The 24,303-nt window shown below is 59.3% G+C and carries 14 protein-coding genes; 3 read left to right on the top strand and 11 right to left on the bottom strand.

Features of this window, described 5'->3' with window-relative positions; genetic code table 11:
* Positions 1–237: 237 nt before the first annotated feature.
* Complete coding sequence (gene phaR, locus QEO92_RS21945) at positions 238–813, top strand: polyhydroxyalkanoate synthesis repressor PhaR (RefSeq protein ID WP_227704414.1); 576 nt, start codon at positions 238–240, stop codon at positions 811–813.
* 15 nt (positions 814–828) lie between these two features.
* On the opposite strand, the gene QEO92_RS21950 is transcribed toward phaR, so the two are convergent.
* The 4 genes from QEO92_RS21950 to mtgA all read right to left on the bottom strand — a co-directional run bounded on the left by QEO92_RS21950 (position 829) and on the right by mtgA (position 3,158).
* Positions 829–1,236, bottom strand: coding sequence for a hypothetical protein (locus tag QEO92_RS21950; RefSeq protein ID WP_227704415.1), 408 nt, complete (start codon positions 1,234–1,236; stop codon positions 829–831).
* Between the two features lie 127 nt (positions 1,237–1,363).
* On the bottom strand, positions 1,364–1,549 hold the full coding sequence (gene rpmF / locus QEO92_RS21955; RefSeq protein WP_003535764.1) for a 50S ribosomal protein L32: 186 nt from the start codon (positions 1,547–1,549) through the stop codon (positions 1,364–1,366).
* 147 nt (positions 1,550–1,696) lie between these two features.
* Positions 1,697–2,344 (bottom strand): glutathione S-transferase family protein, encoded by a 648-nt coding sequence (locus tag QEO92_RS21960; RefSeq protein ID WP_227704416.1) that lies wholly within the window; start codon positions 2,342–2,344, stop codon positions 1,697–1,699.
* A 73-nt stretch (positions 2,345–2,417) separates the two neighbouring features.
* Positions 2,418–3,158, bottom strand: coding sequence for a monofunctional biosynthetic peptidoglycan transglycosylase (gene mtgA / locus QEO92_RS21965; protein ID WP_407722155.1), 741 nt, complete (start codon positions 3,156–3,158; stop codon positions 2,418–2,420).
* 130 nt (positions 3,159–3,288) lie between these two features.
* Between mtgA and QEO92_RS21970 the strand changes: the two genes are divergently transcribed.
* Positions 3,289–4,203, top strand: coding sequence for a polyprenyl synthetase family protein (locus QEO92_RS21970; RefSeq protein WP_227704418.1), 915 nt, complete (start codon positions 3,289–3,291; stop codon positions 4,201–4,203).
* Between the two features lie 79 nt (positions 4,204–4,282).
* Here QEO92_RS21970 and QEO92_RS21975 read toward each other — a convergent pair whose 3' ends face one another.
* The 6 genes from QEO92_RS21975 to QEO92_RS22000 all read right to left on the bottom strand — a co-directional run bounded on the left by QEO92_RS21975 (position 4,283) and on the right by QEO92_RS22000 (position 13,227).
* The gene (locus QEO92_RS21975) at positions 4,283–4,948 is read right to left on the bottom strand and encodes a YiaD family glycine zipper/OmpA-like lipoprotein (protein WP_037156571.1); all 666 of its coding nucleotides are present in this window, start codon (positions 4,946–4,948) and stop codon (positions 4,283–4,285) included.
* 126 nt (positions 4,949–5,074) lie between these two features.
* Complete coding sequence (hisC, locus tag QEO92_RS21980; protein ID WP_227704419.1) at positions 5,075–6,142, bottom strand: histidinol-phosphate transaminase; 1,068 nt, start codon at positions 6,140–6,142, stop codon at positions 5,075–5,077.
* Between the two features lie 3 nt (positions 6,143–6,145).
* Positions 6,146–7,396 (bottom strand): flavodoxin-dependent (E)-4-hydroxy-3-methylbut-2-enyl-diphosphate synthase, encoded by a 1,251-nt coding sequence (gene ispG, locus QEO92_RS21985; protein ID WP_227704420.1) that lies wholly within the window; start codon positions 7,394–7,396, stop codon positions 6,146–6,148.
* A gap of 128 nt (positions 7,397–7,524) precedes the next feature.
* A complete protein-coding gene (locus tag QEO92_RS21990) occupies positions 7,525–8,712 on the bottom strand; it encodes an MFS transporter (RefSeq protein WP_037156565.1) in 1,188 nt (395 codons plus the stop codon).
* Between the two features lie 178 nt (positions 8,713–8,890).
* Complete coding sequence (pyc, locus tag QEO92_RS21995; RefSeq protein WP_227704421.1) at positions 8,891–12,352, bottom strand: pyruvate carboxylase; 3,462 nt, start codon at positions 12,350–12,352, stop codon at positions 8,891–8,893.
* A 134-nt stretch (positions 12,353–12,486) separates the two neighbouring features.
* Entirely contained in the window at positions 12,487–13,227 is a 741-nt protein-coding gene (locus QEO92_RS22000) for a LuxR family transcriptional regulator (protein ID WP_227704422.1), read from the bottom strand.
* Between the two features lie 302 nt (positions 13,228–13,529).
* Between QEO92_RS22000 and QEO92_RS22005 the strand changes: the two genes are divergently transcribed.
* Positions 13,530–15,299, top strand: coding sequence for a glucan ABC transporter ATP-binding protein/ permease (locus tag QEO92_RS22005; protein WP_227704423.1), 1,770 nt, complete (start codon positions 13,530–13,532; stop codon positions 15,297–15,299).
* A gap of 83 nt (positions 15,300–15,382) precedes the next feature.
* Here QEO92_RS22005 and QEO92_RS22010 read toward each other — a convergent pair whose 3' ends face one another.
* Positions 15,383–23,887, bottom strand: a complete 8,505-nt coding sequence (locus QEO92_RS22010; RefSeq protein ID WP_227704424.1) for a glycoside hydrolase family 94 protein — start codon at positions 23,885–23,887, stop codon at positions 15,383–15,385.
* Positions 23,888–24,303 lie beyond the last annotated feature (416 nt).

The raw sequence follows: 24,303 nt of genomic DNA on the forward strand, positions 1-24,303 counted from the left end.
CTTATTAAGATATTTATTTCCGAGACTGACAAAGCTTGACCGCAGAGTCAAACATCCTGCAGGCCGACGATCCTTCCCTAAAAATGCTCCTCAGTTTTCGCGGGTTTGCTGCGCAACAAGTCAACCGCCGCATCGCACAAATCGATTGTAAGTCCGCTTCATTTAGGCTTACATTCCTTTCGGGAGAAGCAGCCAATCGATATAACCAAACCATATTGACGGGAGCAGGAGGCAATCATGGCAAAGACCGAAGGCGAAATCATAATCAAAAAATATGCCAACCGGCGCCTCTACAATACAGGCACCAGCACTTACGTGACGCTGGAAGACCTGGCGAAGATGGTGAAAAAAGGCGAGGAATTCCTCGTCCAGGATGCCAAGACCGGCGAGGACATCACCCACTCGGTGCTGACGCAGATCATCTTTGAACAGGAATCCAAAACCGGCAATACGCTGCTGCCGATTTCCTTCCTGCGGCAGTTGATTTCCTATTACGGCGACCAGATGCAGATGGTCGTACCGACCTTCCTGGAACATTCGATGAAGGCGTTTACCGATCAACAGGTGCAGATGCGCGAACAGATGACCCGTGCTTTCGGCGATACACCGCTTAGCAAGAACCTGCAGGCGCCCATGCAGATGATGGAAGAGCAGGTGCGCCGCAACACGGAAATGTTTCGCCAGGCTCTGCAGATGTTCTCGCCTTTTACGGCACAGCCGCCTGCCTCGGCTGCCAAGAAGACCGATTCGAAGGATATCGACGAATTGAAGGAACAGCTTCGCAATCTTCAGAACCGTCTCGATAATCTCTGATCTATAGAACCTGGATCAGAGTCCGATCGAAACGTCGCGACCGGCCGAACGGATTGCGACGGCAAAACCACCGATGACATCGACGAAAGTGATCGTCATCAGGATGAAGAAAATCTGCGTTGCGGCATCCCTGACCAGCAGAAATTCAACCAGGTAGGCCACGAAGACCAGCATCGACAGCATGTGATTGAGAAGCGAGCCACGACCGTTGCGGCTCGCCTTGAGGATTTCGACAAAGAGAAAAACGAGTGCGACGACAATCAGTGCGTCGCCCACCGTCATCGTCCAGACGGCACCGGAAAGCATCTGGAGCGAACTGACGATATTGCCAAGCGCAACAACTCCGCCGCCACCCAGAATGCCGAAAATGGCAAGGTTGTAGAGAACAAACGGGAAGATCATCAGCGGCAATGCAGCGAGCATGAGCGGCTCCGGAGCACGAGAAATGGACGGGCCGAACTGTGATGCCGGCCTGCATTTTGCGCAAGGCTTGGCAGAAACAAAAAAGGCCGGCAAGGCCGGCCCTTCAAGCGAACTTCCGTGGCAACGCTTATGCGTTTTCCTTCGGCGTCAGAACCTGACGGCCGCGATACATGCCGGTCTTCAGGTCGATGTGATGCGGGCGGCGCAGTTCGCCGGAGTTCTTGTCTTCGATATAGGTCGGAGCCTTGAGTGCGTCGGCGGAGCGGCGCATACCGCGCTTCGACGGGCTCGTTTTTCTCTTCGGTACAGCCATTTCGTTACTCCACTTCGTGCAAAACATGATCCCCGGCCGGAACTGAGGCCGAACTCATCACGTCTCGATCTCGGAAATTTGCCGGGCTTATACATGTCCGGCAGGGCTTTGACCAGTCCCCGCTGGGATTTTTTCGACATTGCCTCGTTAGGCTTCGTCTTCCGGCACGATCCAGGACTCGGCAAGCGCCGCCTCCTGCCATTTGATCCAGGCCGGATGGGATTTCATTGCCGCCATATAGGCAAGCGTACCGGCATCGGTCACGAGGTCATAAACGTCGAAACGGTTGACGACGGGCGCAAACATGGCGTCCGCTCCGGTAAAGGCGCCGAACAGGAACGGCCCGCCGGACTTTGCCCGGAGTTCACGCCAGATCGTCTCAATCCGCGTCACATCGTCCATCACGCCTTCCGGCAGATCGAGCTTGCGCTTCGGGCGCCGCATATTCATCGGGCAGGCATTTCTGAGCGCCCGGAAGCCGGAGAGCATTTCCATGGAGATCGAGCGGGCAACGGCCCGGTCCGCAGCCGCCTTCGGCCAAATGCCTTTCTCTGGAAAAAGCTCGGCTACGTATTCGATGATCGACAGCGATTCCCAAACGCGGATATTGCCGTGGTGCAGGACGGGCACCCTGCCTGTCGGCGAAATAGGCTTGAACTTCGGATTGCCGGCCGGAAAATCGAAGGGGATCAACACTTCCTGGAAATCAATGCCCGCCGCAGTCATCGCAATCCAGGGACGCAAGGACCACGAGGAATAGTTCTTGTTGCCGATGTAAAGGGTGAGTTTTCCCATGGGCCACGCCTCCGGTTGGTTCATTCAGCCTATAATCGCAACAGCCGAGCGCGACCAATGAAATCGCTAGAACTCAATCATAAATGCATTTGATATAGTCGCCGGAGTTGCGCGCGCGGCGCTCAACAATGCCGGCCAGCCGCTGCATGCCGCGACCGGGCTTGCCGGCGACCCGCGTGATCGGGTTGGGTAACGAGACGGCGAGAAGCGCCGCCTGCCGGGAGCTGAGCTTCGAGGCCGGAATCTTGAAATGATGCCGGGCTGCGGCTTCCGCTCCATAAATGCCAGGCCCCCATTCGGCGACGTTAAGGTAGATTTCCATCATCCTCCGCTTCGACCAGACGAAATCTGCCCCAATGGCAAGCGGCAATTCGAGCCCCTTGCGAATGAAGGAGCGGCCGTTCCAGAGAAATAGGTTCTTGACCGTCTGCATGGAAATGGTGCTGGCTCCGCGCGTCGCCTCGCCGTCCAGCGCATCCTCGACCACGCCGCGCATCTGCGTCCAGTCAACCCCGCCATGGAAACAAAACTGGCCGTCTTCCGACATCATGACCGCACGGACGAGATTGGGCGAGATATCATCGAGATCCACCCAGCGCCTGTCGTAACCGCGCAACAGCACCAGTTCCGACAGCATCAGGGTCGAGACGGGATGAATGAAAGGCAGGGCATAAACAAAGATAAGAAGATAAGGCAGCACCACGAGAGTGATCCCGATCAGTACGAGCCGCCGGACAAGATTAGGGAAAAACGAGCGCCGTCTATCCCTCACGGGCTCTTCCTCCTGCACGTACGGTTCCGGCGTGATGTCCAATGTCCCGCTCATTCCTTGTTTTGGATTTCATAGACTCTGAATGGAGCCAAGGCGAGTCTGATGCCGAAAACTTCCCATAACCCGGTAAATCGCCGTTGCCAGTCAGCCATCGGCATGCCAAACAGCGGCCATGACGGACACGAAGACGGTATTCGAAGAGCGCTTGCGGCAGAGCGCCGCCGAGACGGAAGCTCTGCTTGCGTCGCTGCTGTCCGATGCCACTCTTCCCGAAGAGATTGTCCGCCCCCCGCATCTCATGGCAGCCATGCGGCATGGATCGCTGAATGGTGGAAAAAGGCTCCGGCCCTTCCTGGTCCGCGAAAGCGCGATCCTGCTCGGCGGACCGCCGGATGCTGCGCTTCGGGTAGGCGTGGCGCTGGAGTGCCTGCACTGCTATTCGCTGATCCACGACGATCTGCCAGCCATGGATAACGACGACCTGCGTCGCGGCCGGCCGACGGTGCACAAGGCCTTTGACGAAGCAACGGCAATCCTGGCCGGAGATAGCCTGCTTACCTATGCTTTCGATATCATCGCCGCTCCGGAGACTATACTTGCCGACCGATTGAAGACAGAACTTGTGCTGGCGCTTGCTCGCGCCGCCGGACTTGGTGGGATGGTCGGCGGTCAGGCGCTCGACCTCGCGGCAGAGAAGTCTCCTCCGGACGAGGTGGGCATCACGACGCTCCAGTCGATGAAAACGGGCGCACTTCTGCGTTTTGCTTGCGAAGCGGGCGCTATCGTCGCGGGTTCGGAGCCGGGACATCGCGAAAGAATGCGTGCATTTGGTCGCAAGATAGGGCTGGCTTTCCAGCTTGCTGACGATCTGCTCGATCTGACCTCGGACGCCGTCACCATGGGTAAGGCAACGGGTAAGGACGCCGCACGCGGAAAGGGTACGCTCGTGGCGCTGCATGGCATGGCCTGGGCAGAAGACCGGCTTGGCGCTTTGACCAAGGAAGCCGTTGATCTACTGGTGCCCTTTGGCGAGAAGGCTGTAGTCCTGCAGGAAACGGCCCGCTTCATTGCCAGTCGGGAAAAATAAAAAGCCGGCAACGCTGGTTCGATACGTTGCCGGCTTTGAACCTTCGGACAAGCCGCATCTGAAAAGGGTTTGCTTTTTGTCAGCCCTGCGTGATCGGCGCGATCTGCACTTCGACGCGCCGATTCTGCGCGCGTCCGTCCGGCGTCGCATTGGAAGCAACCGGCTGCGATGGGCCGAAGCCCATGGTCGACATGCGGCGCTGATCGACGCCGCGGCCTGCCAGATAATTCGCCACGGAGGCAGCACGGCGTTCGGACAGGCCCTGGTTATGCTGCAGGCTGCCGGTCGAATCCGTATGGCCGTTCACGTCGATGAAGGTCTTGTTGAACTTGTTCAACACGATCGCGACTGAATCAAGCGTCCGGTAGAAGGGCGGAATCACCTGATCCTGGTCCGTGGCGAAAGTGATGTTGGACGGCATGTTGAGGATGATGCGATCGCCCATGCGGGTCACCGAAACGCCGGTGCCTTGAAGCTGGGCGCGCAGTTCCGCTTCCTGATTGTCCATATAGGCGCCGATCCCGCCGCCTGCGAGCGCGCCGATGCCGGCGCCGATCAGCGCATTGCGGGCACCGTTCTTGCCTGTGCCGCCAATGGCAAGGCCCGCGAGAGCACCGACGCCGGCGCCGATCGCCGCGCCGCCAGCGGTGTTGGAAACCTTCTGTTCACCCGTATAGGGATCGGTCGTGGTGCAGGCGGAAAGATAGGTCGCGGAAAGCGCGACGATTGCAATTTTCTTGAGCATTGTAAATCGAAGTCCCCGTCGTCTGTGAAGACACCTGATTTACCATGAATTGCGGCAATAGCGAGGAGAGACCACATGTCCTCGCCGCTCATGATCGACTGGGAAAAAGCCTGACGTTTTGCTGCATCATTTCGCAGCCGGCGGAAGGCTTTTCAGGACTTCGATCAGCCGCTCGCATTCAGCATCCGTGCCGATGCTGATGCGCAGATGGTCGGCGATTCGCGGCTTGTTCCAGTGCCGCACCAGCACGCCTTCGGCACGCAGCCCGGCATAGACTTCCGCACCCGGCAGGTCTGGATGTCTGGCAAAGACGAAATTCGCCTGCGATGGCAGCACCTCGAAGCCAAGCCTTTCAAGTTCGCCGGTCAGCCGCTCGCGCGTGGCGATAATCTTATGCCGGCAGGTCTCGAACCAATCCACATCTTCGACGGCCGCGGTGGCGGCGACCTGCGCAAGCCGATCGAGCGGGTAGGAGTTGAAACTGTCCTTCACCCGCTCGAGAGCGTCGATCAGCGGCCGCTGACCGAGCGCGAAACCGACACGCATACCAGCCAGCGATCGGGATTTCGACAGCGTCTGAACGACCAGCAGATTTGGATAGCGGGAGATCAGACCCGCTGCGGTCTCGCCGCCGAAGTCGATATAGGCCTCATCAATCACCACCGGCGCATCCGCATGTCCGGCCACCAGCGTCTCTATTTCCGCAAGCGACAGAGCGACACCAGTCGGCGCATTGGGGTTGGGAATGATGATCGCGCCGCAGGATCGATCGTAGTCTGCAAGCCGGATGCGGAAGGCCTCGTCGAGCGGGATCTCGACCGCCTCGATATCGTAGAGCCGGCTATAGGTCGGATAGAAGCTATAGGTTATATCCGGATAGAGCAGCGGCTTGTCGTGCTTCAGCAGCGCCTGGAACGTATGAGCCAGCACCTCATCGGAACCATTGCCTGCGAAAACCTCGTCCGGTTGCACGCCGAAACGCGCGGCGATCGCCTCGCGAAGCACCGTCGCCGAGGGATCGGGATAAAGCCGCAGACCGTCGTCGGCAGCCGCACGGATGGCAGCAAGCACCTTCGGCGAAGGGCCGTAGGGGTTTTCGTTAGTGTTGAGCTTGACGAGATTCCGGATGCGCGGCTGTTCGCCGGCGACATAGGGCTTCAGCGTGTCGACGATCGGGGACCAATACCGGCTCATGCTTTATTCGGCGGCCGTTTTCTGGCCGAAACGGTTCTCGATATAGTCGATGACGAGCTTTTCGAAATCGGCCGCGATGTTCGGCCCGCGCAACGTCATCGCCTTCTTTCCGTCGATGAAGACAGGCGCAGCCGGCGTTTCACCCGTACCCGGCAGCGAGATGCCGATATCCGCATGCTTGCTCTCACCGGGACCATTGACGATGCAGCCCATGACCGCGACATTGAGCACTTCGACACCCGGATATTTCTCGCGCCAGACCGGCATGTTCTTGCGGATGTCGTTCTGGATGTTCTGGGCGAGTTCCTGGAAGACCGTCGACGTGGTGCGGCCGCAACCGGGACACGCCGCGACGACCGGCACGAACTGCCGGAAACCCATGACCTGCAGAAGCTCCTGCGCCACCTGCACTTCGCGAGTGCGGTCGCCGTTTGGCTCCGGCGTCAGCGAGACGCGGATCGTGTCGCCAATCCCCTGTTGCAGGACATAACCCATGGCAGCAGACGATGCGACGATGCCCTTCGAGCCCATGCCGGCTTCGGTAAGGCCGAGATGAAGCGCGTGATTGGAGCGCTCGGCAAGCATGGAATAGACAGCGATCAGATCCTGCACCTGACTGACCTTGGCCGACAGGATGATCCGGTTACGCGGCAGGCCGATCTGTTCGGCAAGTTCGGCGGAGATCAGCGCCGATTGGACGATCGCCTCATGCATGACCTGGCGGGCCGAGAGCGGTGAACCTTCAGCCGCATTGCGGTCCATCAGCGTGGTCAGGAGATCCTGATCGAGCGAACCCCAATTGACGCCGATCCGCACCGGCTTGTCATGGCGGATCGCCATCTCGACAATGTCGCCGAACTGCTTGTCCTTCTTATCCTTGAAGCCGACATTGCCCGGATTGATGCGGTATTTCGCAAGCGCCTCGGCGCAGGCCGGATGATCGGCAAGCAGCTTGTGGCCGATATAGTGGAAGTCGCCGACCAGCGGCACATCCATCCCGAGACGCAACAGGCGCTCGCGGATCTTTGGCACGGCAGCGGCGCTTTCGTCACGGTCAACGGTGATGCGGACAATTTCGGAACCCGCTCTGTAAAGCGCGGCAACCTGCGCTACCGTCGCATCCACATCCGCCGTATCCGTATTGGTCATGGATTGGACTACGACCGGCGCACCGCCGCCGACGATGACGCCGCCGACATCGACGGCAACGGTGGCGCGGCGCGGCTTCGGATCATAATCGACGGGTGAGGACATGGAGCTTCTCGTCGCCTTCAGCAGTTGGAGCGCCTTTCAGGTGGCGTATGGCTTGCGGCTTGTCAACTGGCACAGCGCTCACTTTATCTCGTGCAGCTCGGCTTGGCCAACCTCCCGGCATCCTGCCTTCAGTGATGCGCGTTGTCCGCATGCCGGGCAAGCGGCGACAGCAGGAGGACCACGACGATCAACGCAGAGAGACCAACGAAGATTACGGCTAGACCGGTATGCTCGGCGATGAATCCGATCGCCGACGGCGCCACAAGGATTCCTGAATACCCCATGGTCGTCACGACCGAGAGGCCAACGCCAGCGGCCATGCCCGGCAGGTTGCCGGCAGCGGAAAAGGCGATGGGCACGATGTTGGAGATCCCGATGCCAGTCAGCGCAAAGCCGGCGATCGCCATCGGAGTGCTTTGTGCAAAGCCGATCACCAGCAGACCGAGGATGGAGATAACGGCGCAGACGCGCAACGTCGTGACCGCGCCGAAGCGGTCGCGGATCAAATCTCCTGCAAATCGCATCACCGCCATGGTGAGCGAAAAGGCGGCGAAGGCGAAGCCCGACAGCGACACGGAAGCCGCAAGTTCGTTGCGAAGATAGAGGGCCCCCCAGTCGAGGATCGCCCCTTCGGGGATCATGCAGAAAAGTGCCATGATGCCAATCAGCCAGGGAAGCGGCGAAAGCGGAAGGCGACTTCCATGCCTGCCTTCTTCCGGATGCGGCGCGTCGTGGAGCACGGTCGGCCAGGCGGCGCCGATCATCACCGCGGCCAGCACGGTAACGAGGATCGCATGCGCGGAGACGCCGATATGCTCGATGAGGAAGCCGCCAGTCGACGAACCGATAAGGCCGCCGAGGCTCCAGAACGCATGGCAGGAGGACATGATGGCCCTACGCATGTGTTTCTCGACCGAGACCGCGTTGGCGTTCATCGCTACGTCCATCGCACCGATCAGTCCCCCGAACAGAAAGATCGCTACCGCACCGGTCCAGATGTTGCCAACCCAGGTGAGAAGCAGCAGCGTCGGCGTAAGCAGCACCGACGTCCATTTCGCAACCTGGCTCGAGCCGAACCGGGCAATCTGGCTTCCGGCAAGCGGCATCATCACCAGCGAACCGAGGCCGAAGATCAGGATCATCACCCCGAGCATACTCTCGCTGAGGCCCAACCGGCCTGCAAACTCCGGAATCTTCGGCGCCCACGCACCAATCATGAAGCCATTCATCAGGAAGAGCAGCGAAACGCCAGCTCTTTCCCGAGTGATGAAGGCACGATGGTGAACGGACTTGGTCAGGGGAGCGCGGCTATCCATGAGATCATTCCTTGCAGCTGCCGCGACCATATTTAAATCGATTAGACTTGCAATATTGCAGCGGCCACTTCCCTCTCACAAATTGTATCGGAAAGAAACCCGCAACGCGTCGCCCCCCACGGTTGATTGCGCGAGCGGTTCGTGGCCTTGACTAAGAAGCCACGGAGACGACTGGAGATCAGCCGCCGTAGACGATCAGGAGGTCCTTGGCGTCGATCTGGTCGCCGGCCTTTACCAGCACCTCGGCGATTGTGCCGTCCTTTTCCGCATGCAAGGCGGTTTCCATCTTCATTGCTTCGATGGAAAGCAAAACATCGCCCGCCTTCACAGCCTGACCGGCCGACACGAAGACGCGGGAGAGTACACCCGGCATGGGCGCACCGAGATGGGTGGCATTGCCGACCTCGGCCTTGCGACGAACCGCGGCCCCTGAAGCACCATGCGCCCGGTCCGGCACCTTGATGCGGCGCGGTTGCCCGTTGAGTTCGAAGAACACCGTCACCATACCCTGTGCGTCGGTCTGGCTGATTGCCTGATTGACGACGACCAGTGTCTTGCCCCTTTCAATATCCGCGAACAGTTCCTCTCCGTCCTTCAGACCATAAAAGTAGGCGGGCGTCGGCAGAACCGAGACGGGGCCGTATGTCTCAACCGCCATGGCGAAGTCGGTGAAGACCTTGGGATACATGAGATAGGATGAGAACTCGAAATCATCAATTTCGCGTCCGAGCTTATCCTCGATCGTCTTGCGCTCGGCATCAAGATCGGCGTCCGGCAGCAGAGAGCCCGGCCGCACCGTATAGGGCTTCTCTCCCTTGAGCGCCTTCTTCTGCAATGCCTTCGGCCAACCGCCCGGCGGCTGACCGAGGTCACCCTTTAGCATCGAAACGACCGAGTCCGGGAAGGCTATGTCCCTGTCCGGGTTCTCGACATCTGCAACAGTGAGGTCCTGGCTGACCATCATCAGCGCCATGTCGCCCACCACCTTGGAAGACGGTGTTACCTTGACAATATCGCCGAACATCCGGTTGGCGTCCGCGTATGCCTGCGCCACCCTGTGCCACTTGGTGTCGAGGCCGAGCGAACGGGCCTGTTCCTTGAGATTGGTGAACTGGCCACCCGGCATCTCGTGCAGATAGACTTCGGAAGCCGGCCCCTTGAGGTCGCTCTCGAAGGCGGCATACTGGGCCCGCACCGCTTCCCAATAGAAGGAGATGCGGCGAATCCATTCCGGATCAAGACCAGGATCGCGCTCGGACCCGGCGAGCGCCTCGACGATCGAGCCGAGGCAGGGCTGCGACGTGTTTCCGGACAAGGCATCCATGGCCGCATCGACCGCATCGACGCCTGCCTCCACTGCGGCAAGAACCGTCGCCGCCGATATGCCGGACGTGTCATGCGTATGGAAATGGATCGGCAGGGAAGTCGCCTCGCGCAGCGCCTTGAAGAGCACACGTGCCGCAGCGGGTTTCAGGAGACCAGCCATGTCCTTGAGCGCGATGATATGGGCACCGGCCTTCTCCAGTTCCTCAGCCAACGCGACATAATACTTGAGATCGTATTTCGGGCGTGCAGAGTTCAGGAGGTCCCCGGTATAGCAGATCGCCGCCTCGCACAGCTTGTTCTCTTCCTGGACCGCGTCCATGGAAACGCGCATGTTCTCGACCCAATTCAGGCAGTCGAAGACGCGGAAGAGATCGATTCCGCCCTTCGCGGCCTGCCGGACGAAATATTTCACGACATTGTCCGGATAGTTCTTGTAGCCGACGCCGTTGGCCCCACGCAGCAGCATCTGCAGCAACAGGTTCGGCGCTCCCTCACGTATGAGCGCCAGGCGCTCCCATGGATCTTCCGTCAGGAAGCGCATGGACACATCGAAGGTCGCACCACCCCAGCATTCCAGCGAAAAGAGGTTCGGCAGCGCGCGTGCATAGACACCGGCAATATGCGCGATGTCATAGGTCCGCATGCGGGTGGCAAGCAGCGACTGGTGTCCGTCGCGCATGGTTGTGTCCGTCACAAGGGCGCGCTTTTCATTGCGCATCCATTCGGCGAATTTCTTTGGACCGAGATTGTCGAGAAGCTGCTTGGTTCCGTCGGGAACAGGCCCGTTAATGTAAGGCACGATCGGCTTTGCGGCCTGCTCAGAAGGCATGGGCCGACCCTTGGTCTCGGGGTGGCCGTTGACGGTGACGTCGGCAAGATAGGTGAGCAGTTTGGTGGCGCGATCGGCCCGCCTCACCTGCTCAAAGAGCTCCGGCGTCGTGTCGATGAAGCGTGTCGTATAGGAATTGTCGCGGAACTTCGGATGGCCGATGATCGCTTCGAGGAAGGTCAGATTGGTCGCAACCCCGCGGATACGGAATTCGCGCAGCGCCCGATCCATACGGCTGATCGCCTCTCCGGGCGAAGCGCCCCATGCCGTCACCTTGACGAGCAGCGGATCATAGTAGCGGGTGATGATCGCGCCGGAATAGGCCGTCCCGCCATCGAGGCGAATGCCGAAGCCGGCTGCCGAGCGATAGGCGGTGATGCGGCCGTAATCCGGAATGAAGTTGTGCTCCGGATCCTCCGTGGTGATACGGCATTGCAGCGCATGGCCATTGAGACGGATGTTTTCTTGTGACGGGACACCCGATTCAGGCGTGCCGATCGCCGCCCCTTCGAGGATGTGGATCTGGGCCTTGACGATATCTATGCCGGTGACGACCTCAGTCACCGTATGTTCCACCTGGATGCGGGGATTCACTTCGATGAAGTAGAATTTGCCGGTATCGGCATCCATCAGATACTCGACCGTGCCGGCGCCGATATAATTCGTCGCCCTGGCAATCTTCAGTGAATAGTCCGCCAGCTCCCGGCGCTGGGCATCCGTGAGATAAGGCGCCGGAGCCCGCTCCACGACCTTCTGATTACGGCGCTGGATCGAACAGTCACGCTCGAAGAGATGCACGGCATTGCCATGCGTATCGCCGAGTATCTGGCTTTCGACATGGCGGGCATGTTCGACGAGTTTTTCGAGATAGACCTCGTCCTTGCCGAAGGCAGCCTTGGCCTCGCGCTTGGCCTCCGTTACTTCCTTGGCGAGATCCGCTTCGGAGCGGATGACGCGCATGCCGCGCCCGCCACCACCCCAGGACGCCTTCAGCATCACCGGATAGCCGATCTGCGTGGCCATCTTCGCCACTTCGGCCATGTCGTCGGGCAGCGGCTCGGTTGCTGGAACCACCGGCACGCCCACGGAAATCGCAAGATTGCGGGCGGCAACCTTGTTGCCGAGCTGCCGCATCGTCTCGGCGGTTGGCCCTATGAACGTGATGCCCGCAGCATTGCAGGCCTCGACGAATTCAGGGCTTTCGGACAGCAGGCCATAACCTGGGTGAATGGCATCGGCACCGGAAAGCTTCGCGACGCGGATAATCTCCGGAATCGATAGGTAGCTCTCGATTGGCCCCAGATCGCGGTCAAGATGTGGGCCGCGGCCGACCTGGTAACTTTCATCAGCCTTGAAGCGATGCAGCGAGAGCTTGTCCTCCTCCGCCCAGATCGCAACCGTTTTGATGCCCAACTCATTGGCGGCCCGGAAGACGCGGATGGCAATTTCAGAGCGGTTGGCAACGAGAATTTTCGAAATCGGCAAAACGGACCTCCCACGTGCCATCGAGAAAAATGCTGCACTGCAAAGAAAGTCATATCGCCTTAATCAGGCAAGCGCAATTTGAACGGATGCCGGATGTCAAATTTGTGTCAGATGGTTTCAAGGCGCTGGTGCGCTCAGATGACAAGGCCCAAACGAAAGGCGGAAGCGACCACATGCTGCCGATTCTTCGCCCTCAATTTCTCCTGCAGACCGTTGATGTACCAGTCTACCGTATGGCTTGAAATATCGAGCGACCTGGCAATCTCGTTAGAAGTCAGGCCATCTGCAAGCAGACTGATGACTTCCATTTCGCGGCGCGTGAGCTGCGTATCCACATTTGCAACGGTTTCCAGCTCTTCGGCCTGGCCGCGCAGCTCCATAAAGCGCCAGAACACCTTCTTCGCGGCCGCATCAAAAAGTGCCATTTCGGCCGGCGAAAGATCGACGGGCCGACCTCCGACCGTCATATAGCCAAGCAATCCAATGCGGCCATATACGGGAAAGATGTAGCCATCCTGCAGACCGTAACGGATCCCTTCCTGCATCATCCGCTGCATGCGCTGCTTATGGGGGTCGTTCCTGAGCGCGAAGATAGCGTCGCGCCAGCGGATGGACCTCTGCCCGATGCTGAGCATTCGGATCGCCGGATCCACGAGAACGTATTTGCGACCAGCATAGATTTCCGGCCAGCCCGCTGGCCAGCGGCTGGCCAGCGCCACACGCGCAGGGTCCTGATTGGGTCGAGGCTGGACGAGCACGCTGTAATATTCAAAGCCATAAGCCTTCAGCAGGGATTCGAGTTCAGCCGTTAATTCCGCCTCTGTCTTGACTTCCCCAACAAGTACCAAGAGTTGCACGATCAGTTGAATATTCAAAACCACCCCCTGATATGCCCATTCTTGGCGTCTTTTGGTTTACGTTAAATTTCTATAAATTCCCTCGTACATAATCGATTAGCATAGTTATCATTCATTGAAGGTACACCGCGAAATCTAGCCCTTGACGGTTTCGTGAGGGAAGCCGGCAACCCGACGGGGCCGCCGATGACGCGAAGCCTTGCTCTTTATGAAACATTTCTGGCAGAAGGACATTATCTCCGTCGCGGAATTGCCTTTTCCGATCTTTAAGTTTCAAGTGCCGGCCGCGATGGCGGCTTCATATCAAGAGGTTGCGCCATTTGACGCTGTTCCAGGTTTATGCACGAGCTCTCAAATATCTGGCGAAGAACCGGTGGCGGGTAACCGCGGTCGTCATCGCAAACATCGTGCTTGCCGTCATCACCATTGCCGAACCAATTCTCTTCGGCCGGATCATCGATGCCATTTCATCCGGCGGCCCGGTGGCGCCGGTGCTCACGCTTTGGGCGGGATTCGGCGTCTTCAACACTGTTGCCTACGTCTTGGTCGCCCGGGAGGCGGACAGGCTTGCTCATGGCCGCAGGGCGTCACTGCTGACAGAAGCCTTCGGGCGAATCATATCCATGCCGCTCTCCTGGCATCATCAGCGCGGTACGTCGAACGCACTACACACTCTTCTTCGGGCAGCAGAGAGCCTGTTCGGCCTCTGGCTCGAATTCATGCGCACCCATCTCGCGACGGCGGTAGCACTTATCCTCCTCGTCCCTACGGCGATATCGATGGATTGGCGGCTCAGCATCGTATTGCTGGTCCTGAGCGTGCTCTACTGGATCATCGGCGTGACGGTGATGAACCGCACGAAGGAAGGACAAGCTTCCGTCGAAAACCATTATCACACAGTCTTTTCGCATGTGAGCGATTCGATCAGCAATGTTTCGGTGCTGCATAGCTACAATCGCATCGAGGCTGAGACCAAGGCTCTCAGAGGCTACACCAAGGATCTGCTCGCCGCCCAATATCCGGTGCTCGATTGGTGGGCGCTTGCGAGCGCGCTGAACCGCACGGCTTCGACCGTATCCATGGGCGTTATCCTCGTCATAGGAACTCTCCTGGTACAGCGGGGCGAATTGCGGGTTGGCGATGTCGTGGCCTTTATCGGTTTTGCGAACCTCCTGATCGGTCGCCTCGATCTGCTGCGCCAGTTTGCCACCCAGATTTTCGAGGCGCGTGCCAAGCTCGAAGACTTCTTCGCCCTTGAAGATTCGGTCGAAGAACGCGCCGAGCCGGCCGATGCCCGCGAACTCGACGCGGTGCGGGGCGAAGTGGAATTCCGCAATGTCTCCTTCGGCTTTTCAAACACGAAGCAGGGGGTGCATGATATCTCCTTTATTGCCAAGGCCGGAGAAACAGTTGCGATTGTCGGCCCAACCGGCGCCGGCAAAACGACTCTCATCAATCTCCTGCAACGGGTCTACGATCCTCAGGAAGGCAATATCCTCATCGATGGCACGGATATCGGCACCGTGACGCGCAAATCGCTGCGTCAATCGATCGCTACCGTCTTTCAGGATGCCGGCCTCCTGAACCGTTCGATCAGTGAGAATATCCGTCTCGGCCGCGAGGGTGCGACCGAGGAGGAAATTGCCAAGGCGGCCGAGGCAGCAGCCGCAACCGACTTCATCGAAAGCCGGCTCAGCGGTTACGATACATCGGTCGGCGAGCGCGGCAACCGCCTCTCCGGTGGCGAGCGTCAGCGCATCGCGATTGCGCGTGCCATCCTCAAGAACGCACCGATTCTGGTCCTTGACGAGGCGACCAGCGCGCTCGATGTGGAAACCGAGGCCCGTGTAAAGGCAGCGATCGATCGACTGCGCAAGGACCGGACGACCTTTATCATTGCTCACAGGCTGTCGACCATCCGGGATGCCAACAAGGTGATCTTCCTCGACAATGGTCGCATCATCGAGATGGGCAGCTACGATGAGCTCAGCCAGAGTGGCGGGCGTTTCGCTTCGCTGCTCAAAGCCAGCGGCATCCTGACTGACGACGACACCAGAAATGAGGCCGGAGCAGTCGCGCAACCCGCCTGATCTGATCTTCCCGACTACCAAAGAAAACCCGCCGCCATTTATATGGCGGCGGGTTTTCTTTGGTTGATTCTTACCGGCAGGTATTAGCTATGAGCCGGCTCTGACAATTTCCTGGCAGCGGATGTGCCCAAGAGAAAACCCTCCGTTTCGTTCACCGCCTTGCCGTCGACAGTCACCTTGCCGTTTTCGACCTCAATCTTGTGAACCACGTCGTCGATCGTAAGTTCGGCGGTAAAGCCGTTCCAGCCGGTCGGCAGGACCGGGTCGACAAAGAGCCTATCTCCTTGGCGCCGAAGGCCAAGAATACCCTCAACCGCCGCGCGATAGAGCCAGCCGGCCGAGCCTGTGTACCAGCTCCAGCCGCCTCGCCCGGTGTACGGCCCATGACCATAGACATCGGCCGATATCACATAAGGCTCCACGCGGTAGGTCTCTGCTGCGGAGCGGTCGAGCGCGTGGTTGATCGGATTGAGGATCTGGAAGCACTTCCAGGCATCGTCGCCACGCTTCTGCGCCGCCAGAGCAAGCACAACCCAGATTGCCGCATGGGTATACTGACCGCCATTCTCCCGGACGCCCGGCGGATATGCGCGGATATAGCCTGGATCCTTGCGGGTATCCTGAAACGGCGGCGTGAAGAGGCGGATGATGCCCGCTTCCTCGTCGACCAACTTGTCGAGCACCGCATTCATGGCTTGGCGGGCACGATCCGGATCGCCCTCGCCGGAAAGGACACTCCAGGACTGGGCGAGTGAATCGATACGGCATTCATCGCTGGAGCCGGAACCGAGCGGAGACCCATCGTCGAAATAGCCGCGACGATAATAGCTACCGTCCCAGCCGGCCTTCTCCAGAGCTTGCCTCAAGCCTTCAAGATGGGCCGTCCATCGCTCGACACGCTGACGGTCGTTCCGCTCCTGCGCGTAGGGCAGGAAGTTCCGCAGAGCACTTGCAAGGAACCAGCCAAGCCAGATACTCACGCCACGGCCGCCGACCCCAACTCTGTTCATGCCGTCATTCCAGTCACCGCCGAGGATCAGTGGCAGGCCATTATCGCCAGTGCGGACGATCGCAAGGTCAAGCCCTTTCGCCGCATGTTCGTAGAGGCTCGCCGTCTCGGACGAAATCTCCGGTTTGAAGAAAGCATCATGCTTGTGCTTTTCCAGAAGCGGACCTTCCAGGAAGGCGAGCTCTTCATCCAGCAGCGACTTGTCGCCCGTTGCCGCGACATACTGATGCGCCGCATAAGCCAGCCAGACCACGTCGTCGGAAATCATCGTGCGGACACCGGCGCCGGAATTTGGCAGCCACCAGTGCTGCACATCGCCTTCCTTGAACTGCCGCGAGGCCGCATTGACGATCTGGCGGCGGGCAAGCGAGGGCTCATGCACCAGGAAGGCCAGCGTATCCTGCAATTGATCACGGAAACCGAAGGCTCCAGATGCCTGATAGAAGGCCGTGCGAGCCAGGATGCGGCAACCGAATGCCTGATAGGGCAGCCAGTGATTGACCATGTTGTCGAGCGACTTATCCGGCGTCGATATCTTGAGACGCCCGGTGAACCCCTTCCAGAAGTCGCGATTTGTCTTGAGAGCCGCATCGAACTCTTCGTTGCGCAGTTCAGCGACAAGCGCCTGTGCATCCTCTTTCGTATCCGCGTCCCCGAGGAAGAAGGTGAGCTTCTTTTCCTCGCCCGGCGCGAGCTCTATATCGCAGCAAAGCGCCGCGCACGGATCGCCGTCTAGATCAAGCGAGCCGTTGAGCGCTGAAGCGGACGTAACCGCCGCCGGCAACTGCACCGAACCGAACCTGCCGATGAATTCACGGCGGCTGGCCGTGAAGCCGGACGGCATCTCCTTCATCGCCATGAAAGCGAAACGGCGATAATCGATACTGTAGGGATTGGTCGCAAAGAGCGCTCCTGTTTCCTCGTCGCGGCTCGACAGGATGAACGGAATCGATCGCGCCGGATTACTGCCGAGCAGCCATTCCGCATAACCGTAAACTCGCAGCTTACGGGTCTCGGAGCCAATATTGCGCAGGAAGAACGACGATAGCTTGGCCGGACGTGTGCGATCGACCGTCTGCATCAGTTCCAGCCTCAGGCCATCATCCTCGGAGGTGAAGACCGAATAGCCGAGACCGTGCCGAGCCTCAAACTTGACTTCCGGCTTGCGCGACAGAGCGGCAAATGGCGTGAGGATGGCACCGCTGTCCCGATCGGCAACGTAGAACGCTTCGCCGGGCCGATTGATGACCATGTCGTTCGACCACGGCGTCAACTGGTAGTCGCGGGAATTCTGCGCCCAGGTGAAGCCTGCTCCTTCCGCCGAGATATGGAAACCGAACTTCTCGTTGGAGATAACGTTGATCCACGGCTGAGGCGTAGCCTGACCACCGTGCAGGCGGACGACATATTCGCTGCCATCCTTCGAGAAGCCGCCGTAGCCGTTCCAGAAGTCCAGATCGGCGGCTGTCTCGATCTCTGTCGGAGCCTGGAAGATCTCGCCCTTCGACAGCGGGCGACGATCGATCTCGACCTCTTGATCCTTCGGCGGCGCAAAGATAGAGGCAGCGCGATTGAGCTGGTCGCTGATTTTGCCGTTGCGTGCATGAAGGACTACGCGCGAAGCGGCGATCAGACTCTCCGATCCCTCCTCCTCCATGATGTCGCGTCGAAGCGAAAAGACGTGCTGACGCTGGCCTTCCTGCTGACCGAGCCGGCGGGCGGTTTCGGAGAGATATTCGATCGCATGCTGCATTTCCTGCGCGTAGGACGCGGCACGCTCATTGAAGATCACGAGGTCCGAGACCACACCGCGTGACCGCAGGTATTCCTGCGCGCTCATCGCTTCCTTGGCGACCGCCATGTCGTTGTCGTCATTGATGCGTAGCGTGAAGATCGGGAAATCACCCGAGACGGAGGACGGCCAGAGCGACGACTGCGGTTGCATGCCGGCCTGGATCGTTGACTGATCAGCGCGAAGCTGCATGTCCGGATAGATGAGATAGCGCGCCAGATGCTGGAAGGCCGCAGCATCCTGGGACGATACGCCGAGATGGCGCATCTGTACCTGCGTGCGTGTCCAGGCCTGGGTGAGCTCGGTCTGAAACGCATCCGGATGACGGTAACGTTCGATTGCTTGGTCGAGTTCGTCACGCTTCGGCGCGGCGATCGTCCAGAATATGACGCTCACCTTCTTGCCGGCTGGTACGCGAACGACCCGGCGCAACGAGAGGATGGGGTCGAGCGTGAAACCGTCGGTGCCAGAGAGTGTCGCACCGTCATCGAATGCGGCAGCCTCCGAAAGCGTACGACCGCGGCCCAGGAACTTCCGGCGATCCGTTTCGAATTCGGTCGGACGCGCCGAGCCCGCATTGTCGGCCGCCAGATGCGCGATGATCATATCCGGATCATTCGGGTTGCGCTTGTTGCGCCAGGCGCGGATCACGTCGCCACGCTTGCCGATCTCGGTGCGGACGAACATGCGCGAGAAGACCGGATGAGCATTGTCGTCATCTTCTGCCGCCAGCACGGGCTCGAGGTAGGAAGTTACCTCGATGAAGCGGTCCTCGGTCCCCATGTTGAGCAGCGTCAAGCGGCGCCCCTCCGCATCGTGTTCCGTTGCGACGATACATTCGACGATGCTCGTCAGGTCGCCGATCGTCTTGTGGAACTCGGCGCGTTCATCGCTGAAGATGACTTTCGTCTGCTCGCCTTCCGCACGTCGCGGCTCGGTGGTCGCGGACCACCAGTCACCGGTCGTGGTATCGCGCAGGAACAGGAACTGCCCCCAGCGGTCTTCCGTCGGGTCGGGTTTCCAGCGGGCGACCGACATGCCGTTCCAGCGGGAATAACCGGAGCCGGTGGCCGTGAGCATGACCGAGTAATGGCCGTTCGACAGAAGCACCAGTTCACGCTCCTTGGAGGCCGGATTGTTGATGGTGCGGATTTCCGGGCGCAGCAGTTCGCCCTGGCCCTTTCCGGGGGTCTCCTCATGCTTGGCGCTCATGACCGGTATGTCACGCGGCGCCTTTTCCTGCAGAAGCAGTTCGGCCGCTTCGATCACCGGATCGGAATGGAAGAGCTCGCGCAACAGACCGTTCATGACGACGTTGGCAATCGCTGCGATCGACATGCCGTGATGATGGGCATAGTAGTTGTAGACCACTGCGCAACGCTGGCCTTCCGGCACCCGGGTCGGGGTGAAATCGACCGCATCGTGGAAGCCGAACATGCCAAGTGCGCCGAGCGAGCGCAGCTCTTCCAGATTTTCCGCGGCCGCGATGGGATCATATTGGCTAGCAAGGATCGACGCGTAAGGCGCGATCACCGCATTCTGCCCAAGACCGCGCTTGAGACCAAGGGTCGGGACCCCGAAATTCGTGTACTGGTAGTTGAACTGATGGTCGCGGGCATTAAAAGCCGCTTCGGAAATACCCCAGGGCGTTCCGAGACGCTTGCCGTGATTCATCTGCTCCTTGACCACCAGATTGTTCGTCTGGTTCAGAATGCCGCCCTGACGCTCCTGCATGACGAGCGGCGGCATCAGATATTCGAACATCGAGCCGGACCACGAAACGAGCGCACCCTGTGCGCCGATCGGCACGACCTGGCGGCCGAGGCGATACCAGTGTTCGGTCGGGATGTCGCCCTTGGCGATCGCAAAAAGGCTGGTGAGGCGGCATTCAGATGCCAGCAAGTCGTAGCAGGCTTCGTCCAGCTCGTTGGTTTCGACACGATAACCGATCGACAGCAGCCGGCGTTCCTTACGGAACAGGAAGCTGAAGTCCATCGAGAAGGCAAGATTGCGGGTGCGGTCCCGCAAGGCGATCAACCGCTCGCGCAACGATTCGATATTGGCATTGTCGAAGACACTATCGGCGATATGCACCTCGCAGATATTGACGAGCGATGCAGCCCAGCGGGTGACCTCCTCGCTTTGCGTCGAACGCACTTCATGGTCGAGATTGGTCGCAAGCTTCTGGATATCGCGCGCGAGCACTGCCAGATTGATGATGCGAATCGAAGCAAATTCGTGTTCACGCTTAACGGCGGCAAGCGCATTGCCGAAGCCGGCAATGCGCTCCTCGAGGCGACGACGCAACGGACGAACGGTTTTGCGGTCGTCCGGCAGTGCCTTCAGCGTTTCGGCGAGAATGCCCGCGACATCCCCGATACCGTCGAGATTGCCCTGAAGGTGCGCAGACGGCGCCTCAGACCAGATACGGCAAGCCGACGAGATTGCAATCAGATGACCGGCGAGGTTGCCGCTGTCGACCGACGAGACGTAGCGGGGGCCGAGCGGTTTCAGCGTGTCGGTGTGATACCAGTTGAAGAGATGGCCGCGGAACTTGTCCATTCTCTCTATGCTGGAAATAGTCTGCTCGATGCGCTCGATCGTGTCGGTAAAGCTGATCCAGCCGAAATTCCGCGCCGAAATCGTCGACAGCAGATAGACGCCGATATTGGTAGGCGACGTGCGCTTGGCGATGATCGGATCCGGTTTCTCCTGGAAATTGTCCGGCGGCAGATAGTTCTGCTCGAGCGTGACGAACGCTTCGAAGTAGCGCCAGGTGCGGCGGGCGATCTTGCGCAGCTCAACCGACACCGGTTCCGGCACAAAGAGACGATCTTCCGTTTCCGCCGATTGGCTCACATACCAGGCGACGAGCGGCGAGAAGATCCAGAGTACGGCAAACGGGATGCCGACGAGGAAAGCATTGTCGCCGGGAATTGCCGAGAGGATGATGCTGAGAACCGCAATCGCCGGAGCATGCCACATCGCTTTGTAGTAGTCCTGCGGGCTGCCTTGCGCACTCGACTGGATTGAAGCAGCGGTTCGCCATTCCAGCATCAGCTTGCGGCTGAAGAACAGGCGATAGAGAGAGCGGGTGATCGCATCCGTCATGATGCAGGCGGCATCCGCAATGAAGACGACGCGAAGCGCAACCTGCGCATTGGCGGAGCGGATATCTGACCAGACGGAGTAGAAATGCGCTCTGGGGACGATGTCTGTGGAATGCGGCAGAAGGCCGGTAACCAGTGACAAGGTCGGAGCGACGAACAGCGAGAAGATCAGCAGGATCTGCCAGATCAGCGCGCCAAGCGGATCCATGAAATACCAACCAAGTACGGAAGCGAAGAACCAGGCAATTGGCGTGAGCGAGCGGCGCAGGTTATCGATCATCTTCCAGCGGCCAAGCGCCGTGACGCCGCGCTTCGGATCAAGAATATACGGTAGAAGCTGCCAATCGCCACGGGCCCAGCGATGCTGGCGGGAGACTTCGACCTCGTAACGGATCGGGAAGTCCTCGACCAGTTCCACGTCAGTCACCAGCGCGCAACGTGCAAAGGAACCTTCGAGGAGGTCGTGCGAAAGCACCGAGTTCTCGTCGATCCGTCCCTTGAGCGAAGCCTCGAAAGCATCGACATGGTACAGGCCCTTGCCGGTGAAGCTACCCTCGCCGGTGAGGTCCTGATAGACATCGGAGACGGTGAAGACATAAGGATCGAGACCGCGTCCGACCGAAAAGACACGCTGGAAGACCGAGGCTTCCTTGCCGGTCGTTAGCGAAGGCGTCACGCGTGGCTGCATGAGACCATAGCCGTGGATCACGCGGTTCGACTTCGGATCGAGCACTGGTCGATTGATTGGATGATGCATCTTGCCGACGAGTTTCGTCACCGCGTCGCGCATCAGGCGCGTGTCGGCATCGAGCGTCATGACATACTGGATGCCTTCCGGCACGATGTTGGCGCCCGGAAGATAGGTGGTATCGCGATCGCCGCGGAGCAGAAGGTTCAGTTCGTGCAGCTTGCCGCGCTTGCGCTCCCACCCCATCCAGGCGCCCTCGTTTGGGTTGAAAAGGCGGCGGCGGTGCAAGAGGTAGAAGCGTGTTTTACCGTCACGGGCATATTTGGCGGCAAGCGCAGCGACCTCGCGCTTGGCATAATCGAGAATTTCCAGGTCAGCGTCTGTTTCCTCAAACTTGCCGTCGCGCCAGTCGCTCAAGAGCGCGAAATAGATCTCGCCGTGCGGATTGGCGAGATAGTGGACTTCAAGGTTGCGAACGAGTTCGTCGACCGTATCGCGGTCCGAAATCAGGCAGGGCACCACGACAAGCGTCTTCGCCTCCTCCGGAATGCCTTCCTTGAATTCGTAACCAACGAGCCGCGCCGGCCTTACCACGTAAGTGACGAGTGTATTGAAAAGGCCCGTCACACCTTCGGAAGCCGGCAATGCAAACATCAGCAAGAAGAAGAAAACGACCGGCAGCGGCATGTCCGCCTGCACGAGGAACCAGCCGGCGATCGCCATTGCCAATACCGTCAGGAAAATGACAGGCCCGGCGATGGCGAACCAGTTGAGGCGACGGACGAGACGCACGATCTGCTGGACCAAGAGCGGTTTGTAACCGACCGCCGCTTCCAGTTCCTTCAGCCGGCGGCCCACGACGAAAGCGCCGATATTGGTTTCGCGCGGATCGGCATTTTCCTGGGCAGCCGCCTCTTCAGCCAAACGGATCGCCACTTCCGCCACTTCCGCTTCGCTTCTACGAGAGCGGCGGGCGACCTGTTCGATGCGGTTTCGATAAGCGTTGCGCGATCCGAAATCGAGAGCTTGATAGTCTGTACGCTCGCGGAAGATCCTGTCGATCTGCGAGACTTCCTCGAACCATACGCTCCATTCCGTATCGTCGATCTCGCGCAAGCTCTTGATGATGTTACCCATCGTCACGTTGCCGGACGAAAGGCGATTCTGCTCGGCGAGCATCACTTCTTCGGTATCGGTGCCGGCCTGCTCCAGCCGCTGCTCCAGCCAGGCGATCGCGAAGCCGGACGTCTGAGATGCGTTGCGCAAGCGATAGAGAAACTGAGTAGTGAAGGTGTTGTCGTTCGTCAGATCTTCAACGCCCTTGAGCAACCCGGCGCTCGCGGTCTCGTCGTTGAGACGGATAATCTCGTCGGCAACTTCATTCGCGCGACGGCGCATGTTGCGAGAGCGGTCGACGCGCGTAGCGATGCGGCGAAGGTTCTCGATCAGGACAAAACGTGTGAAAGAGGGCAACGCCCAGAGCTCGCCGATCTGAAGCGGCTCGTTGAGCTGGAAGCCTTCGACCATCGCCCCGAGCCCGTCATGGGACAAGCTGCTGTGCGTGTGGGCGACATACAGCCAGGCAAGCGCCAGAACACGCGGCATTTCCTCGCCGGCAACCGTCATCGTCGGAAGCTGGCGGTAGAATTTGCGCGGAAAATCGCGGCGGACTTCCTGAATCGCTTCCTCGACGATGTAGTAGTTGTCGAGCAGCCATTCCGCAGCCGGCGTAATTGTCGCGCCGGCATCCACATCGACAGCGGCCGCCCGATAGACCCGGAAGATCTCCTTCTCATTCTCCTTGAGACGTTGAAAGAAATCGAATCCCGCGAAGCCGGGCAGGCCGGACGTCCCCTCCCGCCCGAGTTTCTCGCCACATTCCCTCAAACCGTCGATGTTGAAGTAAGTCGAGCGGATGGAATCGTTGTGGTCTATCTGCTTGGCTTCGGTTTCGCGTGAGGAAACTGGCGACGTATTGTGAAGGGACATGGATACGGCTTCTGGGTGAAAACTCTTGGGGGTTTGTCGGCCTCGCCTTACTCGGCCTGCATCAGAAGCGCCAGTTATCATTTTGATTATGGTGACCATCTGACGCAAATCCGCGAAGAAGGGAAATAGAGGGCGGCCTCGATATTGCAAATGATTGACCGAAATCTATTGCCCGCTTTTCGCGGATTGACACATCTTCCGCCTCTAGCCGGGGCAGCCTGAATAGAGGCTGAACGGAAGTGGGCTATGGATAATGCGCGGAATTTCCACACAGATGCAATGTACGCATTTCTCCTCTTAGATACTCCTGCATGGCGTGAAATTTGATCGCCGGCAGGTTACCTCCGGCGGCTCACGCTGCTATTCATATGTCGAGCGGAAAGATATGGCCTCGGTTCGCCCGCAAACAATCCAAT

The sequence above is a fragment of the Neorhizobium petrolearium genome, assembly GCF_029854435.1.
GTDB classification, from domain to species: Bacteria; Pseudomonadota; Alphaproteobacteria; order Rhizobiales; family Rhizobiaceae; genus Neorhizobium; species Neorhizobium petrolearium.

What these genes read in the sequence shown, in the direction of transcription:
- hisC (WP_227704419.1), bottom strand. Translation starts at nt 6,142, where the DNA reads ATGAGCCGGTATTGGTCCCCGATCGTCGACACGCTGAAGCCCTATGTC.
- QEO92_RS21975 (WP_037156571.1), bottom strand. Translation starts at nt 4,948, where the DNA reads ATGCTCAAGAAAATTGCAATCGTCGCGCTTTCCGCGACCTATCTTTCC.
- ispG (WP_227704420.1), bottom strand. Translation starts at nt 7,396, where the DNA reads ATGTCCTCACCCGTCGATTATGATCCGAAGCCGCGCCGCGCCACCGTT.
- QEO92_RS21990 (WP_037156565.1), bottom strand. Translation starts at nt 8,712, where the DNA reads ATGGATAGCCGCGCTCCCCTGACCAAGTCCGTTCACCATCGTGCCTTC.
- phaR (WP_227704414.1), top strand. Translation starts at nt 238, where the DNA reads ATGGCAAAGACCGAAGGCGAAATCATAATCAAAAAATATGCCAACCGG.
- QEO92_RS22010 (WP_227704424.1), bottom strand. Translation starts at nt 23,887, where the DNA reads ATGTCCCTTCACAATACGTCGCCAGTTTCCTCACGCGAAACCGAAGCC.
- QEO92_RS21970 (WP_227704418.1), top strand. Translation starts at nt 3,289, where the DNA reads ATGACGGACACGAAGACGGTATTCGAAGAGCGCTTGCGGCAGAGCGCC.
- QEO92_RS21950 (WP_227704415.1), bottom strand. Translation starts at nt 1,236, where the DNA reads ATGCTCGCTGCATTGCCGCTGATGATCTTCCCGTTTGTTCTCTACAAC.
- QEO92_RS21960 (WP_227704416.1), bottom strand. Translation starts at nt 2,344, where the DNA reads ATGGGAAAACTCACCCTTTACATCGGCAACAAGAACTATTCCTCGTGG.
- rpmF (WP_003535764.1), bottom strand. Translation starts at nt 1,549, where the DNA reads ATGGCTGTACCGAAGAGAAAAACGAGCCCGTCGAAGCGCGGTATGCGC.